This is a genomic window from Runella sp., from assembly GCF_965279615.1.
GTDB lineage: Bacteria > Bacteroidota > Bacteroidia > Cytophagales > Spirosomataceae > Runella.
The window spans coordinates 4,077,150-4,091,257 of the sequence record NZ_OZ257252.1; the positions used below are offsets into that span (position 1 = coordinate 4,077,150).

The window sequence follows — 14,108 nt, forward strand, 5'->3', positions numbered from 1 at the left end:
TTTTATCACTATGGAATCGACTCATAGCTCCAACATCTCCACTGCTCATGATGCATTAGAGATAAAATCGTATCAGGAAATAATCATAGATTCGGAAACGGGCGAAGAAGTGGTGGCCGACAAATATTTATACTTGCCCGGTCGTCCGCGCGAGTATCGTTTCAACGGTCAAAACGGTCAGTTCAACCTATACGGAGAACGTGTATTGATAGACGACAGAGGTAAAACGTTGGCCTCTTTCACGTTTCAGCCCATCGCGTACCGGTTTTTTGAAGACGTCCTTTTTGGCCGGACCGAAAAAGAAATGTGGGCCGAGTTATTTTTCATAGACAGTCAGCAATGTGTATCCTCAATCATGTTCAACAACACCTCAGTGAGTGAGTTGTTTCGTTTGATGGAGCCTTTGCACTACGAAAAGCTCTCTTTGTGCGATGTTACCCTGACGGCCCGGCCCGAACGCGTAACCAGCAAAGGTGACCCGACCAAGACTTGGTACATTACTCGTTTTTCGTATGAAGTAAGCCAATCAGAAAAAGTAAAAGAATACCGCGATTACATAAGAGACCACGCGGTCTATCGCGCCGAAACGCTTACTCCGGTAGCTGAGCACAAGGTAGTGTCACGCTCCTTTGCCCGTTTGCTTGAATCTGAAGAAATCATGCCTTTGGGATCTGTAGCACAATCTCAGGCAGCTTAAAAACATAGAGTTAGGGTAGTAAGTCACCTTTCGGGCCCTGCCTAAAAGGTTGACTGGTAAAATCAACGTCAAGCTTCTTTACCCCGTTTGACCGGCAGTTGTGGCAGTGCGCAGCGTTTTTTGCGCACTCCGCAGCTGTGATTTAACTCAAAACTGTGATCTGTTAACCTTAAAAATTTTCAATCCATGTCACAACGTGATTTTGCCATGATGAGTATCAAGCGGGATGTAGCCCGTCACGGCCGTATTACGACAGAAAGCGTGCGTCTTTTTAAGGAGGCACGTCTGACGCGCCACGAGCTGAAAGAAGCTGCTTTGAGAGGTTTGGAGATGTTTGAACAATGGAAAAATCGATGATAAATACAGCAGTTCTTACCCCCCAAATTTCTGATGAAGAATACCGCCGAATCAAGGCGGTATCCAATTCCGATCTGAGTCGCCTGCGTGACGAACTTTTTGCCCGTACCCGCCCTCTCAATACCAAAGCCCTTCAAATGGGCTCTGCGTTGCACCAATCGGTGTTGGAACCGCATCTTGAAAAGAATTGGAGCGATCAGGTTGATGTTGATATTGTTGAAAGCATCAGAGACAACCTTTATCATTTTGCTCCTTTTCAGACATTACTCCAACAGGCTGATTGTGAGGTAGTACGCGTGTGGGAAGATGATATGACCGGCGTGCTGTGCAAGGGAAAACTGGACATGGTGTGTTCGCAGGGAATTTTGGCGGACATAAAAACGACTTCCTGCGATTCATCGGAAGCTTTCCGACGCATATGCCGCACCTATGATTATGACCGACAAGTAGCCTTCTATTGGGATAGTTTCAGAAATGAAACAACTCTCCCTAAAAAATTCGTACTGTTTGGGATTCAAAAGAATTTTCCTTACCAAATATATACCTACGAGCTTTTGCCCGACGACGATTTTGTAAAGCGTGGACGTAATAAGTATCAATCTTTATTAAAAACCTGGAAAAGCAACCATGATGATAAAACTCAAAGGAGAAAGTGGATTGTTCTGGATTAATCCGGAAGCCATTGAAGTAGTGAAGGTCGAAAGCGATTGGAGCACCGTTACTACCCCCCGACAAACCCTGACCGTTCGCACTAATGACAACGCTGAAGCATTGGCTACGCTGTTGCAGTGCGATAACTTAGAAGCCCTGTTGGCCGACTGCGTCTTTATGAGAGAATGGGAACCACCTTTTTGATGAGGAGTTATTTGTAAAGTGCTAAGAGTCAGGAATCAAATTTCTAAAACTCTTTAGCCAATACCCCTTAAGTGCGTCAGCACATAACCGACACTAATTGTACATCCCTTATGAAGCAGGAACAGAGATTGGGTTTGAGCGTGTCTGCTGGATGACTTCGCGCAGAATGAGGATTTGGTCTTTGAGGAGTAGGATAGTCTGCTCGCGTTCGTCCAAAAGCCGCTCCAGCCCTTTTCTTTGTTCTTCAAGTACCAGTATTTTATTGTCATTATGGGCAACCTGAGTGGTTATTTGCGTAGAAGCTTCAATACTTGTCGTTCCATTTCCCCCTTTTACCGAAATTGAATTGATGATTCTGACAGGATCTCCGGCACCACGCAACAACCACTCAGCACTTACATCTTCAAACTTGGTCAGAATGGTTTCCAATGTATCATAGCTGGGCCGCACTTTACCTCGCAAAATCGTATAAAGCTTTGCCGGTTTATCAAAGCCCAATTCTTTACTAAAACCATAAGGTGTCATTTTCTTAGATTCAATGAGATAGGCCAAACGGTTAAAAATGGTTTTAGTATCCTGCGATTCCATCGTTTTTTTCGGGGTTTTGAGATGCTTACTGATTAATTTCTCTCAAAAGTAAGAAGAAGAGTTCCGAATAGGCAAGAAAACGTCAATATTTATTTTCTATTGCTTTCTTTTTTTGGTAAAACTATGAAAGATATAATGAATAGTACCGTAGCTGTAGAGTTCAAGATCCTTGCCTGTTTGGGAGCCTGCAGCAATCAGGAAGACGACTTAAAAAATGAAGCATTAAGAGACCTGTTTCATGCTCTTTCGCAAACTGTCGGATTCAAAGAAGCGCTGACCGCTCCCTCATTGTCAAAGATCACGGCCCTGAGAGGACAGGCTTTTACCGAGAAATTATTGGGAGCAATTATACTTCATTGTTGGCCAAAATCCATCGCCAAAATTTCGTGGTTTGAGAAGCAATTATTTGTGCGCTATCTGGTCAAATGTTATTCGACTGAAAGCGCCAAAGATGTGTTGTTGGCGGGCACGTATGCCGGGCATTACAAAGTGCGTAAAAGCTCAACAGCCGGTTACCTGATCGAGCTGTTCAAAGAATACATGAATGCCCGTGCGGGTTATATTGAACGCTACTACGAACGTAAAAAGCGCAAATACAACCACGAATTGGAAGAAAACGTACAAACGATCATAAAGCAGTACCCTACCCTTCAACCGATCGTAGAAAATTTCATTGAAACACATTCGTCAAAACCGAAAGTATAGAACCGAGAATAAGGAAAACTGAAAAATAATAAACCGAGAAACTGAAAAATGTAAAAGTGTGAGAAAATCAGCTCTATAAGCAATATTGGCCGTTTCAATCGTATAGGCTTTTAAATTTCCCTTTTGCGGTTTATCATTTTACGGTTTTACATTTTTCAGTTTTACATTTTTCGGTTCACCCTTTTTACTTTCCTAAGCCGTTTGATACGCTTTTCCTTCATTTATTTCCAGTACAGACACTTTGGCTCCTTCAAAAATAGCGTCGTATTGCTCTAAAAACGCCATAGCTTCACGCAGAAGCATTATTTCTTTCGAGTGAACTTCCAGTACTGTTCTTAGATTTTCGTTCAACCCGTAAAGCCGCAGGAGGCTTTTTATGGTTTTTGCTTCTGTCGCAAACAACTTATCTGCCATTTCAAAGAAATCTGCGGTCCTCATCCCTTCACTTCTGACATCGGCAGTATTCATCAATCCCTGCCATTCGCTTTTCAGGGTATTCAATTCACCAAATGCGCTATGATAGGTGGTTTGGTGAGAAGTTATTTGTAAATAGTATCGTTCTGTCTCTTCTTTCCATTCCCAAAAGAATTTTTGAAAGAATTCGCCGTTGCTGTGCATAGATGCCCACTCGGCGATTCGAAATTGTAAGCGATTTAAATGAATCAAATCGCTTACCTGAACGGGGGATGTTTCGATGAATGCTTTCATGACTTTTTTAATTTCTTCTACAAAGGGGCTTCTACGCCACGTTATCCGATCCTTTCCGCCACTTCCCTGTCAATGCCTTTCAATTCTCTCTGAGCGGCCTGCAGGTTGCATCTCAGCTCAATTATGCGGCGCTCCCAATATAGCCGATGCGCTTTTTCGTTGAGCTGCTCAACATCCGCCTTTCAGCAGCTATGCTACGGGATAATAATACGGCAAATCCAGTAATCTGATGGCTTCTTTTTCGGCACTTTCAAACTCCGCTGCCGGGCAGGGAACGCATTTGAGTTGCTCGATAATCGTGGGCGAAATTCGCCGTCTTTCAATGATAGGGTTGAAATCGTACAGGCTTATTACTTTTACTTCATACTCGCTTAACAGCTTGAAAAACTGACCTCCACCTTTGCTTTTAAAGTACTCCGACTGTTTTTCCATTGAAAAAAATTGTTGTGTTATAGTGGTTGAAAATGAGTATAAATATAATAAATAAATGTTGAATATAAAAGCAAATAGTTGCTTACGAAACTGTCATTTTTTTTCAAAAAAAAAGCTCAAAAACAGGCCGTTTTTAAGCTTTATAACTCCCTGAAAAACAGCATAATACACCGCGATAAAGAAGAGATAGCCGGAATAGTTGCAGGCTTACTGTTTTTTGGACAAAAAAAAGAGCCGGGGGACAGTATCCCCCGGCTCTCACCCATTCCTAAACCCTTTACCTTATGAAAAATCTACTACACTATTTTTTGATGGGAATCGTGTTTGGTGGCTCGTTATACCCACGATTCTTACTCATATTCTTGCTCTTTGAGGATCTGATGCTCTCACTTTCCGATGTATGAGGAACGTCAGATTTGATTTTACTGTCTTCCGGTGTTTTTTCTACGGTAGGCGCATCTGAAAAAAGCGCTTCTGTCGAATTTTCTGTATTACCGGACACCATTTTTGAATTATCCGCGATTATTTCGTCTCCTTCAACTGACTTTTTCATGGCTATTGTCGTCTAATCGCTGGTATATTTTTCGGCTTCTTCCGCCTTTTTCTTTTGCTCTTTGTACAACTTGATATCTACCTTTTTGGGGTCTACTTCTGTTGTTTTTGGGGCAGTGTCGGCCTCTTTTTTTTGGACTTCACCCGTTTTTGGGTTCTTATCAAAATCCTGAGGAGTTACAATATTTTCTGCCATAGCACTCTTATTTTCAACCACTTAACTTTTAATTCTTTTTGCTCAGATTTTTCTCGGCAGCTTCGTTTTTGGCCTGCTGTTTCAGCGCTTGATTGGCCACAATAGCCACCTCAACACGCTGATTCTGACGTCGTCCGTCTTCGGTGCCGTTAGACATCTTAGGAGTCTGTTCGCCAAATCCTTGAGTCACAATTCTTAATTGCGGTACTCCGTGCGCCTGCAAAAAATCGGCAAAAGCTTCCGCTCGTTTTTCCGAGAGCACCTGATTCTTTTTGGCGTCTCCTTCTCCGTCTGTATGTCCGGCCACCAAAATTTCGGTGTCTTTATACGTCATTAGCGTTTCGGCCAACTTTTTCATTTGAGGCTGAGGATCATTGGAGAGAATATAGGTATCATTTCCGAACAAAACTGCTGAGTTCATCGTGATTTTTATTCCCTCCCCAATTCGCTCTACTTTAGCAATCCAATTCAGGTCTTCGCTCAATTTGACGGATTGCTTTTCCATGTATTGTTCAATAATGGAACCGGCTGCTCCGCCAACTGTTGAGGCGACTATTGCATAATTAGCCGGATTTTTAGATCTGCTAATTGACTGCTTTGGTGTCGAGGCAGTGCCGGTCCCCGATTTTTTTGTCTGTGGTGTGGATGAACAGTCGGAAAGCCCGGTGATCAACAGTATGCTTGCTGCAAAAATTGTCAGGCCTTTGGCTGATCTATTTATTTGTATTGTTTTCATGGCTGCAGAACTATTTCAAAAAAGAGCGCAGCATCCAAGCCATTTTTTCATGTTGGGCCAAAACTCCCGTCATAAAATCGGTTGTTACAGGATCGCTGTACTTATCCGTTTTCTCAATGTGATTCCGCAAATGTTTACAAAGCTCCTCATGATCGTGCAATAATTGCTTGATCTGTTGGTCTTGTTGGTGGTGATATGGCCCCTCTTCCAAACGAGTGATCGACAGAAACTCTTTCATTGTTCCTACAGCCCGTTCACCCAATTGGGTAACACGCTCCGCTATTTCGTCGATCAATTCGGTGAGAATTTCGTATTGAGCCTCATAAAACTTATGCAATTCCATAAAACTGGAGCTTCTTATATTCCAGTGGTAATTGCGGGTTTTGATCAATAGTACGTGCTCATCAGCAAGGGTTTTGTGCAACATATCGACGATCTTGTCGGTTTGCACTTCGGGGATTCCAATATCTGCTTGCATGATAGTGTGCTTTAATAATTACTTAATTAACTAATAATGGTGCTTGAAAATAATGAGAACAAGGGGTAATGGATGACCTTTTCTATTTTTACAAAGCTTGTTGCTAAAAAGCCGTGCCGGTCATTAGTATTTTCGGAAATTACTTTTTGTTTTTATAACAAAATAATTATCCGGGTCATTTGAGCCGATGGGCGTTCATTTTGACCTTCCGGAAAAAATCATCTCGCCCCTGTTGGTTGAATCTTCCCGCAGGGTCTGTCCCGTCTGTAGTAGGAGTATGCGATAGATACAACATCCCAACTGAAGTGGCCAAGCCTACCAGGCCGGTAACTGTTAATAACAAAGCGATTTCCATAACATTGAGTAAGTTAAGATTTTACGATGTTGTATCTACGCATCAACTATTAGTTATACCGTACCGCGGCGAATAAATCCGATCAATAATGAAATGATTGCCAGTACTAATAAGATGTGGATAAGTCCACCTGCGCTGTAAGCAAAAGCTCCGATGAGCCAACCGATAATCAGGATTACAGCGATGATATATAGTAAGGAACGCATGGCTTTAAAGATTAAGAGATTATAATTCATTTGACGATTATAATTCTTCAAATACTTGTGCCACAGCCCGGAACGCGGTATTTATGTAGAAAATCAACCTGTATGTATCCTATTTTGGGGAACATTTTCCCCATAGGTTCATCAAACAATATTGTGGAATAGTTGTTGACTTTATACTATTGACATAACTACACTTATGGTTTCTTTTATCAAGAAGTACGGCTCGCTTTTGAAAGCAGCTTTCGAAGAATTTTCAAATGATAACGCCATAAAGCTCAGCGCATCCTTATCTTATTACACGTTGTTTTCGTTGGCACCTATGCTGTTGGTTTTTATGTCGATAGTTGGGCTATTTTATGGCAGAGAAGCGGTAGAAGGTGAGTTGTACGGCCAACTGGATTGGCTTATCGGTGCGCAGGCAGCCAAAGAAGTTCAGGAGTTGATACGCAACGCCGAGTTGTCGGGAAAATCGGGTATTGCAGCCGTCATCGGTGTAATTACATTGTTGCTTGGCGCAACGGGGGTTTTTGCCGAAATTCAGGATTCTATCAACCAAATATGGTCCATTAAGCCAAAACCCCGAAGCGGAATTCTGAAATACCTCATCAACCGCCTTATTTCGTTTTCGCTGATTGTTTCATTGGGTTTTTTATTTATTGTTTCGCTTCTGCTCAATGCGCTGATCATGGTTTTCAACGAACCTTTCAAAGCACTGTTTTCAGAAGCTACCGTTTATATTTTTTGGATACTGAATGCTGCTGTTATATGGATCATTATGACGGTGTTATTTGCGGTGATATTCAGCATTTTACCCGACGGAAAAGTAAAAGCGAAAGATGCCTTTATCGGAGCGGGAGTTACGGCGGTTCTTTTTATGATCGGTAAATATGTTATTGGATTATACCTGGGGCAATCAGACATTGGAGGAGCATACGGCGCCGCCGGATCGGTAGTCATCATTTTATTGTGGGTCTATTATTCGTCGGTCATTCTCTATTTCGGCGCAGAATTTACTAAAGTCTATGCGCTTAATTTTGGCGGCGGAATTCGCCCCGGATCTTATGCTGTACGGTTTCAAAAGAGTGAAATTGTGGTAAAAAATCCCTAACGAGCTATATATATAATCAGTCACTTAACTTTAAATTCTATGAAAACGTTTTTGAATAAATCAGCAGTCAAGGCCTATCAGGTGCTGAATTGGGTCTTCTTTTTGGCAATGGTCTTTGTTAACTATTTGGCGAATGCGTTGCCTATTAATGATAAAACGACGGGTCAACTCTCCGATCAGTATCCGAATTTATTTGTTCCCGCTCCGATCACTTTCGCGATCTGGGGCGTGATCTATCTGCTGTTGTTGGTGTTTTGTGTTAAACAAAGTAAGTCACTCTTCAGCAGTCAAGCCGATGCTGCCACGGCCGAAACGGTTTCGGTGGTAGGCCCGCGTTTTATCATCACCTGTATTCTGAACATGGTTTGGATCTTTGCCTGGCATTATGAGTACGTTGTATTCTCGGTTTTTATTATTTCGCTGTTTCTCATACAGTTGATAAACCTCAATGCTCGCCTCGATACGCTTACTCCTTTCTTAGCCAAAAACTCACGTTTTTCCATTAAAGCACCGTTTGGGGTTTATTTAGGCTGGTTATGTATCGCAACGATTGCCAATGTTACGGCCTTATTAGTCTACTCAAATTGGAACGGCTGGGGGCAGGGGGAAGTATTTTGGGCATCAGTGATGGTTATTGTTGGTGCCGTAATCAGTAGTTATGCTTTACTCAAGCTTAAGAATGCGTACATTGGCTTGGCCGTTATTTGGGCACTTATCGGAGTGATTATGGCTCGGTTAGATGCTGAAGTTTACCAACGTTTTGTGGTTTGGTCAACGGTATTCGGGATTTTACTTGTAAGTATAGCGGTTATTGCTGAAACAACGGGTTCATTGTTCAGAACCGGAAAAGTGAAGGTAGTGGGCACAACGCACACTCCTACGCATACCACTGTCATTTCTCACTAAAATCGCTTGATTTTACGCATATTAATCCTTGATGATCAACGCTTAGCCTATCATAAAACGTACAACGGGCTGTTCATATGAACAGCCCGTTGTCTTTGGAAACAGTGTGCCGGGTTGCTCACAACCCGGCACACTGTTTATTTTTCAGCTTTCCTGAACCATTTGCACTTCACCCAACGGAAACGTCACGGTGAAAGTTGTGCCTTTTCCTTCTTCCGATTCTACCTCAACCGTGGCACGATGTGATTGCAAAATGGTCAGTGTAGCGGCCAAACCAAGCCCCAAACCGTTTGATTTAGAAGTAAAATAGGGTTCAAAAAGGCGGTTAATATTTTCCGGGCTTATTCCTGAACCATTGTCCTGCACTTTCACATAACAGGAATTTCCTGCAATATGCGTCGACAGCGTAAGTTCTCCTTTGCCCTCTTCCATCGCTTCAATCGCGTTGATGATCAGATTAAGCAATGCTATTTTTATCTTTGGCTCATCCAACAGCAACAGGCAGTCTTCGCCGTATTTTTTGTTGAGCGTAATTTTCTTTAAGCTCAAACGGTCAATAGCCTCACTAAGAGTTTGCTCCAACAGATCATGGATGGAAATCCGCTTCAATACGGCTTCCTGCGGTTTAAAAGAATTGAGAAGTTCGGTAATTAAAACATTAATACGCTTGCCGTTTCGACGGATAATATCCGCAAACAGGCGTTGATCATCGTCCTGCAGATCGGCTTCCAACTGATCTAAAGACAAGTGAATATTGGTGAGCGGATTGCGAACTTCGTGGGCAAGTGTTCGCACAAGCCGCGCGGTTGAAGCTGATTTTTCGGCTAACAATTTATCACGCTCTACTTTTTTTCTCGCCGTAATATCCTGAATAACAAGCAAATAATACACTTTCCCTTCGCTATCATTCTGTTTGCTGGCATGAAGCGAGCACAGCACTCTTTCGCCGCTTTTTCGTACCAACCACACTTCCAAATTCTCTACCAGGCCTTTTTCTTCCAAGGCATGGACATACATAGAATGCTGCGCCGGAATCGCAAAAAGATCCTGCGACTGTGTTTGCAAAATTTCAGCTTCATCGTATCCCAGAAGATCGAGCGCGGTATCATTGTAATAAAAGATAAGTCCTTTGGGCCATTTGAGCAAAACGGCGTCTTTCAACTGGCCAAAAATTCCGCGCAGCCGCGTTTCACTTTCGCGAAGGCGCTGCAAAACGGCAGAACGCTCAAGCGCATAACGAATGCAACGATCCAGTTTTTCGGGATCCAATTCGCTTTTTACGAGGTAATCCATAGCTCCCAACCGCATGGCTTCTACATCCACCTGTTGGTCGCCTTTGCCCGTTAGAAGTACGATGGGGCAGCTTACTCCGCTCTGAATGGCCGCTTTTAAAAGATCAATACCTGTTTTGGCGCCGAGCAGAAAATCGAAGAAGCACAGATCAAATTTGGCATGCGTCAGTTGATCGATCCCTTCCGTAAAAGAACTGGCCCACGTAATGACAAACTTTTTGTTTCGAATATCTTTGAGGTAATCTGACGTAAGGAAAAAATCATCTTCATCATCATCTACAATGAGTAGTCTAATGGTGTCTTTCTGCATTATTCCGAGGAGTTGGGAAGTTGAACAATATCAAACCAATAATGCCCGACCGTACGGGCTACTTCTATGAAATCCGCAAAAGATACGGGCTTGGTAATGAAGCAATTAACCCCTAGATCATAGGTCTGCAAAACGTCTTGCTCAGCCTTTGAAGTAGTGAGTACCACTACCGGGATAGACCGCAGATTTGGGTCTGATTTAATTTCTTTCAGCGCCTCGCGTCCGTCCATTTTGGGCATATTGAGGTCCAGCAAAATAATGCCCGGACGCGGACTGTCAGCAGGGTTACTGTACTTATTGCGGCGCTTAAGATAGTCCATCAACTCAACACCATCATTGACAAAGCGAATTTCGTTCAGCAGGTAATTTTCTTCAAATGCCTCTTTCGTAAACATCCGGTCATCCTCATCATCGTCGGCAATTAAAATCATAACGCTTTTTCGCGCTTCACGAATCTCTGTGGTGTTCATAATACATCAGCTAGTTATAGCAGGGTTCATACAGACTAACTCACCGGTGTGTCGTGCTGTCTGTGTGGTAAATAGAAAATAAATTCGGCTCCCTCACCAACTTTCCCATGAGCCTCAATATAACCATGATGGGTTTCTACTATTTTCCGACAAATCGCAAGCCCTAATCCTGTACCTTCGTACTCTGCGCGGCCATGCAATCGTTGAAAAATAGCAAAAATTCGTTCGGCATATTCCGGTTCAAAACCAATACCGTTGTCAGTAACACTTATCCTATAGTAGGTTTCGTGCGGAATAAGCTGAACAATTGCCTTGATTTCCTGAACCGTAGCCTTACGCGCCTTTACTTCTACTAATGGAGCCACAGCCGCAGATGATTTGGTAAATTTTAGTGCATTTTCTATTAGATTAAGAAAAAGTTGGTGCATCTGTACAGGTTGGGCTTCAATAGGCGGTAGTTTATCAATCAATATAACAGCATTCTTATCCTGAATTTTTACTTCCAAATCCTCCATTACATTTTTTACCACTTCTTCGAGTGAAATCAATGTATGGGACTCCGTTTGCCGTGACACGCGCGAATAGGTCAGCAGATCTTCGATCAACCCATTCATTCGGTAAGCGGCATTGGTCATGCGCTCCACAAAAAATTGGCCTTCGGTGCCAAGTTGCTCTTTGTATTTTTTGTCAAGTCGCTCGCCAAAAGCGATGATCTTACGCAATGGCTCCTGCAAATCATGCGAGGCCACATACGCAAACTGTTCCAGGTCCTGATTGCTTTTTTTGAGTGCCACCAGTCGCCGTTCCAGTTCTTTTTGGTAGGTTTCTATTTCGGTCCGATCAGCGGCTACACCTATTACCCGAGCCAATCTTCCATCTTCTCCATAATAACAACGTGCCCGCAGCGTGAGGTATTTTAAAGCACCGCTCGCATCAGTGATGCGATGTTCGATCTCAAAATTCTCTCTTCTGTCGACAACCAACTGTTTTGTATAGTTTTGAACGCGGAGCAGGTCTTCCGGGAGGATAAAGCTTTCAAAAAAAGGCAAGGTTATGCACTTGTCCGGATAATCTTCGGGCGAAAGGCCCATCAGTCTGAACAGCCCTTCAGACCATCGAATGATCTTTTCGGTATTTTGCCATTCCCAACTGCCGCATTTAAAAATAACCTCTGTTTCGTGGATCTGGTACTGCTTTTTTTGCAGATCCATCTCATGCACCAGTGTTTTGGTAATGTCTTCGGCCATGTTCATGATGAGATGATTATTGCCGTTTTCATCATAGACCAACACGGTAGCCCGACTGCGAATGGTACGAACGCTGCCGTTTTTGTGCCGTACTTGAAACGTAAATTCGAAGCTTTCTCCTTCGTTGAGTGCCAGAAATCGTTCGTATGTTTCTTTTAAAAAGCGCGTTAAATCAGGATGCACCAACATCGAAACCAACGAACCTCCCAGTTGCTGAATATCGTCGTATGAATAACCGAGCATATCCTCCACCCGCTTGCTGATAAACACCATCTGACGCCGGTTCATATCAATGATGTAAACCAGATCGGGTGAAATCTGAAACAACCTTTCTACTTGTTTCCCCGTAAGGTCAAGTCGAAAAGTGTCTTGTACAGCGGCAGGTATCTCGGCAAACACCATCACTTAATTACTTAAATTAATGTTTTTCATTTTATTATAAAGTGTTTTACGATCTATCCCCAACGCTTGAGCGGCTTTACTTTTATTAAAATTAACTTGTTTGAGTACATTCAGAATCATTTCATATTCAGCTTCCAACGCTGCCGATTTTAGGTCTACCTTAGAAGCAGTCTGTGGTTTGGGAGCACTGGGCGCTTCATAAACAGGCAGAGGAGCTGTGTCCTGAACAACAGGTGGATTTACGGCATTGGGCTCAAGAAATAATAGCCTATCGTAGTTCAGTAATTCAAACGGCAACGTTCGTGCATCCACATATTCTCCTTCCGTGAGGAGCGTAGAGCGCTTGATCACATTGCGTAATTCCCGAAGATTTCCCGGCCAGGGATAATCCCGAAACGCTCGTTCAACCTCAGGTGTAAATCCTTTAACATGCTTCCCCAGTTCATTGTTGGTTTTATCCAGAAAAAATTGGGCAAAGATCAACAGGTCAGACCGACGCTCACGCAAAGGCGGAACATCAATACTGAATTCGTTAAAACGATAATAGAGATCTTCCCTGAATTTACCTCGACGAGCCGCTTCGATCAGCCGCTCATTTGAGGCTACGATCAGGCGTACATCTACGTCTGTTTCACGGTTACCGCCAATACGTCTTAGTTTTCGTTCCTGCACTACCCGCAACAGCGAAACCTGCACATCGTACGGAAGGTTACCTACTTCATCCAGAAAAAGAGTACCGCCATTGGCCATTTCAAAATGGCCGATCTTCTGGGCAAGCGCTCCGGTAAAAGACCCTTTTTCGTGCCCAAATAGCTCACTGGCAGCGAGTTCACGCGAAATAGCCCCGCAATCCATTGCCACAAATGGGCCGGATGCGCGTTTGCTGCGCTTATGGATTTCGAGCGCAACGGCTTCTTTTCCCGAGCCACTTTCACCGTAAATAAGTACGCTGTAATTGGTCGGAGCTACCAAGTCTACCTGCTTATAGAGATAGGTAGATTCGGGTCCTTCTCCAAAAATGTATTGCGTTTGAGTAGCTTTTCGGCGAGAAGTGCCGGCAGAGCCGTTTTCATTTTCGCCCGTAAGCTGATTTCCCTGCTCCTGTGTCTCGGAATGGCTGAGCGCTTTTCGAATAGTGAGTAAGATCTCGTCCGGAAAAAGCGGCTTGGTAATGTAGTCATATGCCCCTTGTTTCATTACATTGATGGCTATCTTTATATCAGAATAGCCCGTAATGATGAGTACGGGTAAATGAGGAAATTTTTCCTTAATGCGCGTCAATATCGTTGCCCCGTCCATGTCCCCGAGTTTGAAGTCGGTAAGGACCAAATTGGGGTGGAAGTCTTCCAAAACAGACAACCCTGTTACTCCGTTGTGGGCAACAGCCACCTCAAACCCATTCTTGCTTAAAAAACGACGTAGTAATAAGCAAATGTCGGTGTCGTCGTCTATAACCAGTATTCTCTGTGCCATTTAACTCAAAAGTTCTTGAGGTTGTGTGCGCTTTC

At 43.3% G+C, this 14,108-nt stretch carries 20 protein-coding genes; 7 read left to right on the top strand and 13 right to left on the bottom strand.

Going from position 1 to position 14,108, the window contains the following annotated elements; genetic code table 11:
• Positions 1-10: 10 nt before the first annotated feature.
• From ACQY73_RS17325 to ACQY73_RS17340, 4 genes are all read left to right on the top strand, one after another.
• Positions 11-697, top strand: a complete 687-nt coding sequence (locus ACQY73_RS17325; protein WP_428668362.1) for a hypothetical protein — start codon at positions 11-13, stop codon at positions 695-697.
• Between the two features lie 186 nt (positions 698-883).
• Entirely contained in the window at positions 884-1,054 is a 171-nt protein-coding gene (locus tag ACQY73_RS17330; protein ID WP_428668364.1) for a hypothetical protein, read from the top strand.
• Positions 1,051-1,725 carry a PD-(D/E)XK nuclease-like domain-containing protein gene (locus ACQY73_RS17335; protein WP_428668366.1) on the top strand — a complete coding sequence of 225 codons (675 nt, stop codon included), beginning with the start codon at positions 1,051-1,053 and terminating at the stop codon, positions 1,723-1,725. The genes ACQY73_RS17330 and ACQY73_RS17335 overlap by 4 nt, the downstream gene beginning before the upstream one ends.
• Entirely contained in the window at positions 1,682-1,909 is a 228-nt protein-coding gene (locus tag ACQY73_RS17340; protein ID WP_428668368.1) for a hypothetical protein, read from the top strand. The genes ACQY73_RS17335 and ACQY73_RS17340 overlap by 44 nt, the downstream gene beginning before the upstream one ends.
• 108 nt (positions 1,910-2,017) lie before the next feature.
• Here ACQY73_RS17340 and ACQY73_RS17345 read toward each other — a convergent pair whose 3' ends face one another.
• Positions 2,018-2,497 (bottom strand): helix-turn-helix domain-containing protein, encoded by a 480-nt coding sequence (locus tag ACQY73_RS17345; protein ID WP_428668370.1) that lies wholly within the window; start codon positions 2,495-2,497, stop codon positions 2,018-2,020.
• Positions 2,498-2,620: 123 nt separating this feature from the next.
• Here ACQY73_RS17345 and ACQY73_RS17350 point away from each other — a divergent pair, with 123 nt between their 5' ends.
• Positions 2,621-3,202 carry a hypothetical protein gene (locus ACQY73_RS17350; protein WP_428668372.1) on the top strand — a complete coding sequence of 194 codons (582 nt, stop codon included), beginning with the start codon at positions 2,621-2,623 and terminating at the stop codon, positions 3,200-3,202.
• Positions 3,203-3,394: 192 nt separating this feature from the next.
• Here the strand turns inward: ACQY73_RS17350 and ACQY73_RS17355 are convergent, their stop codons facing one another.
• The 8 genes from ACQY73_RS17355 to ACQY73_RS17390 all read right to left on the bottom strand — a co-directional run bounded on the left by ACQY73_RS17355 (position 3,395) and on the right by ACQY73_RS17390 (position 6,865).
• Entirely contained in the window at positions 3,395-3,910 is a 516-nt protein-coding gene (locus ACQY73_RS17355; RefSeq protein WP_428668374.1) for a hypothetical protein, read from the bottom strand.
• Between the two features lie 189 nt (positions 3,911-4,099).
• Positions 4,100-4,342 (bottom strand): hypothetical protein, encoded by a 243-nt coding sequence (locus tag ACQY73_RS17360; protein ID WP_428668376.1) that lies wholly within the window; start codon positions 4,340-4,342, stop codon positions 4,100-4,102.
• A 301-nt stretch (positions 4,343-4,643) separates the two neighbouring features.
• Positions 4,644-4,895, bottom strand: coding sequence for a hypothetical protein (locus ACQY73_RS17365; RefSeq protein ID WP_428668378.1), 252 nt, complete (start codon positions 4,893-4,895; stop codon positions 4,644-4,646).
• Between the two features lie 12 nt (positions 4,896-4,907).
• A complete protein-coding gene (locus ACQY73_RS17370; RefSeq protein WP_428668380.1) occupies positions 4,908-5,090 on the bottom strand; it encodes a hypothetical protein in 183 nt (60 codons plus the stop codon).
• Positions 5,091-5,118: 28 nt separating this feature from the next.
• Entirely contained in the window at positions 5,119-5,826 is a 708-nt protein-coding gene (locus ACQY73_RS17375; RefSeq protein WP_428668382.1) for an OmpA family protein, read from the bottom strand.
• A gap of 10 nt (positions 5,827-5,836) precedes the next feature.
• A complete protein-coding gene (locus ACQY73_RS17380; RefSeq protein WP_428668384.1) occupies positions 5,837-6,304 on the bottom strand; it encodes a Dps family protein in 468 nt (155 codons plus the stop codon).
• A gap of 175 nt (positions 6,305-6,479) precedes the next feature.
• Positions 6,480-6,659: a hypothetical protein gene (locus ACQY73_RS17385; protein WP_428668386.1), complete on the bottom strand. Its 180-nt coding sequence runs from the start codon at positions 6,657-6,659 to the stop codon at positions 6,480-6,482.
• Positions 6,660-6,712: 53 nt separating this feature from the next.
• On the bottom strand, positions 6,713-6,865 hold the full coding sequence (locus tag ACQY73_RS17390) for a lmo0937 family membrane protein (RefSeq protein ID WP_428668388.1): 153 nt from the start codon (positions 6,863-6,865) through the stop codon (positions 6,713-6,715).
• Positions 6,866-7,061: 196 nt separating this feature from the next.
• Here ACQY73_RS17390 and ACQY73_RS17395 point away from each other — a divergent pair, with 196 nt between their 5' ends.
• Both ACQY73_RS17395 and ACQY73_RS17400 read left to right on the top strand, forming a co-directional pair.
• Positions 7,062-7,973 carry a YihY/virulence factor BrkB family protein gene (locus tag ACQY73_RS17395; RefSeq protein ID WP_428668390.1) on the top strand — a complete coding sequence of 304 codons (912 nt, stop codon included), beginning with the start codon at positions 7,062-7,064 and terminating at the stop codon, positions 7,971-7,973.
• 39 nt (positions 7,974-8,012) lie between these two features.
• Positions 8,013-8,879, top strand: coding sequence for a hypothetical protein (locus ACQY73_RS17400; protein WP_428668392.1), 867 nt, complete (start codon positions 8,013-8,015; stop codon positions 8,877-8,879).
• Between the two features lie 144 nt (positions 8,880-9,023).
• On the opposite strand, the gene ACQY73_RS17405 is transcribed toward ACQY73_RS17400, so the two are convergent.
• From ACQY73_RS17405 to ACQY73_RS17420, 4 genes are read right to left on the bottom strand one after another with little or no spacing between them, the layout of a single operon-like run.
• Positions 9,024-10,481 carry an ATP-binding protein gene (locus ACQY73_RS17405; RefSeq protein WP_428668394.1) on the bottom strand — a complete coding sequence of 486 codons (1,458 nt, stop codon included), beginning with the start codon at positions 10,479-10,481 and terminating at the stop codon, positions 9,024-9,026.
• Positions 10,481-10,951, bottom strand: a complete 471-nt coding sequence (locus ACQY73_RS17410) for a response regulator (RefSeq protein WP_428668396.1) — start codon at positions 10,949-10,951, stop codon at positions 10,481-10,483. The genes ACQY73_RS17405 and ACQY73_RS17410 overlap by 1 nt, the downstream gene beginning before the upstream one ends.
• Positions 10,952-10,986: 35 nt before the next feature.
• Positions 10,987-12,600 carry a sensor histidine kinase gene (locus ACQY73_RS17415; protein WP_428668398.1) on the bottom strand — a complete coding sequence of 538 codons (1,614 nt, stop codon included), beginning with the start codon at positions 12,598-12,600 and terminating at the stop codon, positions 10,987-10,989.
• Positions 12,601-12,603: 3 nt separating this feature from the next.
• Complete coding sequence (locus ACQY73_RS17420) at positions 12,604-14,073, bottom strand: sigma-54-dependent transcriptional regulator (protein WP_428668400.1); 1,470 nt, start codon at positions 14,071-14,073, stop codon at positions 12,604-12,606.
• Between the last annotated feature and the right edge of the window lie 35 nt (positions 14,074-14,108).